The 2466-nt window shown below is 64.9% G+C and carries 2 protein-coding genes and 1 pseudogene; all 3 read right to left on the reverse strand.

What is annotated here, in order from left to right:
• Positions 1-232 precede the first annotated feature (232 nt).
• Positions 233-712 (reverse strand): GlcG/HbpS family heme-binding protein, encoded by a 480-nt coding sequence (locus AC1DN0_RS40855; RefSeq protein WP_035867076.1) that lies wholly within the window; start codon positions 710-712, stop codon positions 233-235.
• Positions 713-775: 63 nt separating this feature from the next.
• Positions 776-2236, reverse strand: coding sequence for an aldehyde dehydrogenase family protein (locus tag AC1DN0_RS40860; RefSeq protein WP_441637683.1), 1461 nt, complete (start codon positions 2234-2236; stop codon positions 776-778).
• A gap of 83 nt (positions 2237-2319) precedes the next feature.
• Positions 2320-2466: pseudogene (locus tag AC1DN0_RS40865) on the reverse strand (TenA family transcriptional regulator); the annotation flags it as partial.

The raw sequence follows: 2466 nt of genomic DNA on the forward strand, positions 1-2466 counted from the left end.
CCGGATGGGGCGACACCCCCTCGGGATCCGGCGAAAAGAGCGGCCGGGACCCAAACTCGCATCGCCTTAAGGCGATACTCAAACATGGGTCCCTCTTTTCCGCTCTTTTCGCCGGATCCCGAGGCGCCCCATACGGCCTGGTACACCTTGACGGCTCGCTTCGCATCGCTTGGGGGGCTCGCTTCGCATCGCGTGATTTGCGCGGTTTGCGGGCTGTCGCCGGGTGCTGGATTTACTTCTTGATATCGGCTTCGGCCAGCACCTTCAGGTCGTCGCCGGCAAGCAGTTCCTGCAGGGCCTGCAGTGCTGCCACGCCAGCGGCGGTGTCCTGCTCGCCATTGCCGCCGCTCAGGCCGATGCCGCCGATCACTTCGCCGTTGACCACGATCGGGAAGCCGCCCACGAATACCGCGAACTTGCCCTCGAAGCTCCACTGGATGCCGAAGGCTTCATTGCCCGGCAGCGCGGGGCCGTTCGGCGCCTGGTTGAACAGGTGGGTCGAGCGCTTGTGACCGGCGGCCGTGAAGGCCTTGTTCCAGGCGATCTGCGGGCCGGTGATGCGTGCGCCGTCCATGCGCTCCAGCACCAGCGGGTAGCCGCCGTCGTCGACCACGCAGATCGATTCCAGTACGCCGATTTCCTCGGACTTGCGGATGGCTGCCGCCACCATGTGACGGGCTTCCTTCAGTTCCAGCTTGATGGCTTTTCTCATGTCCTGCTCCTGCTTGATGCGTGAATGCTGCGTGAATGCCGGTTGGTTTGCGGGCGCGCTGGTTCAGCAGCCGCGGTAGACGGTCTTGATTTGCGTGTAGAACTCCAGCCCTGCCCGGCCCGACTCGCGGAACGTGGAGGTGCTGGATTGCTTGAGCCCGCCGAACGGCGCGTTGATCAGGTTGCCGGTAGTGGTGCGGTTGATCTTGACCGTGCCCGACTGGATGTCGTGCGCGAAGTCATGCGCATAACGCGGGTTGCTGGTCACGATGGCGGCCGACAAACCGTATTCAGTGTCGTTTGCCTTGGCAATGGCATCGGCGTAGCTGCTGGCTTCGATGATGGCGATCACCGGCCCGAAGATTTCCTCCCGGGCAATGCGCATCTGCTGCGTGACGTCGGTGAAGATCGCCGGCGAGACATAGAAGCCCTTGTCGTATTGCTCGCCGCCCAGGCGGTCGCCGCCGCACAGGTGCGTGGCTTCGGCCTTGCCGGCCTCGACAAAGCCGAGCACGGTTTCCAGTTGCTTGCGCGTGGCGAGCGGGCCGACGTCCATGCCAGGCGTCACGCCGCTGCCGATCTTCAGCGTCCTGACCTTGGCCAGCAGCTTCTCGGTAAAGGCTGCCTTGACCGATGCCATGACCAGCACGCGGCTGGTGCCGGTGCAGGCTTGTCCGCTCAGCGACAGGCCGCCCTTGATGGTGAGATCCACGGCGCGGTCCAGATCGGCGTCTTCCATCACGATCAGCGGGTTCTTGCCGCCGAGCTCCATCTGCGTGCGCGTGCTCAGCGACACCGAGCGATGGATGTGCTGGCCAGCCGCGGTGGAGCCCGTAAAGGAAATCGCGCGCACCGCCGGTGCTTCGGTGATCGCCGCGCCCACGTCGCCGGCACGGCCGGTAATGAAGTTGAGCACGCCCTTGGGGATGCCGGCTTCGACAAAAGCCTGCGCCAGCCGGTAGCCGCTCAGCGGCGCATCCGACGAGGGCTTGAACACCACCGTGTTGCCGGCGATCAGCGCCGGCGCAATCTTGCGCGCCGGAATCGAGACCGGGAAATTCCACGGCGAGATCACGGTCACCACGCCCAGCGGCTCGCGCTGGCTGTAGACGATCATGTCGGGATCGTCCTGGGGATAGGTCTCACCCGAGAACGACTGCCCCTCCACCGCGTAGAAGCGGATGGTCTGCGCCGAGCGCAGGACTTCGTCCTTGCTCAGGTTGAGCGCCTTGCCCTCTTCGCGCGTGAGTTCCTCGGCAATCTGGTCGGCGTGCGCTTCGAGGTAATCGGCGGCGCTGTTGAGGATCCTGGCGCGCTTGGTGATCGGGGTTTTCTTCCACGCGTCGAACGCGGCCGCGGCGGCGGCCACGGCGGCCTGCGCGTCTTGCGCCGTCGAGGCCTGGAAGCGGCCCACGATGTCGCCGGTATCGGCCGGGTTGACGTTGTCGAAAGTGCGGCCGCTGGCGCTCTTCGACCACTCGCCGTTGATGTAGTTGGTGAATTCGTCTGTCTTTGCCACTGCCATGATGTCCAAGCCTTTATCCGGTCGGGCCCCGGGCGGGGCCGTCCATTTCCAATGCGATGCTGCTTTTCCGTCCAGGGACGCGCTCAGGCGGCCATGCCCAGTTCAGGCAGGGAGATCTCCTGGGCGACGTAGTCGTGATAGAGCGCGGTGGTGTAGAGCAGGCGCATCTGTGCGCCGATCTCGCAGATTTTCAGGCAGCGCTGCTGCAGCTCGGGCGTGTCGGCGTGTTC

Source organism: Cupriavidus sp. 05N39 (genome assembly GCF_056397325.1).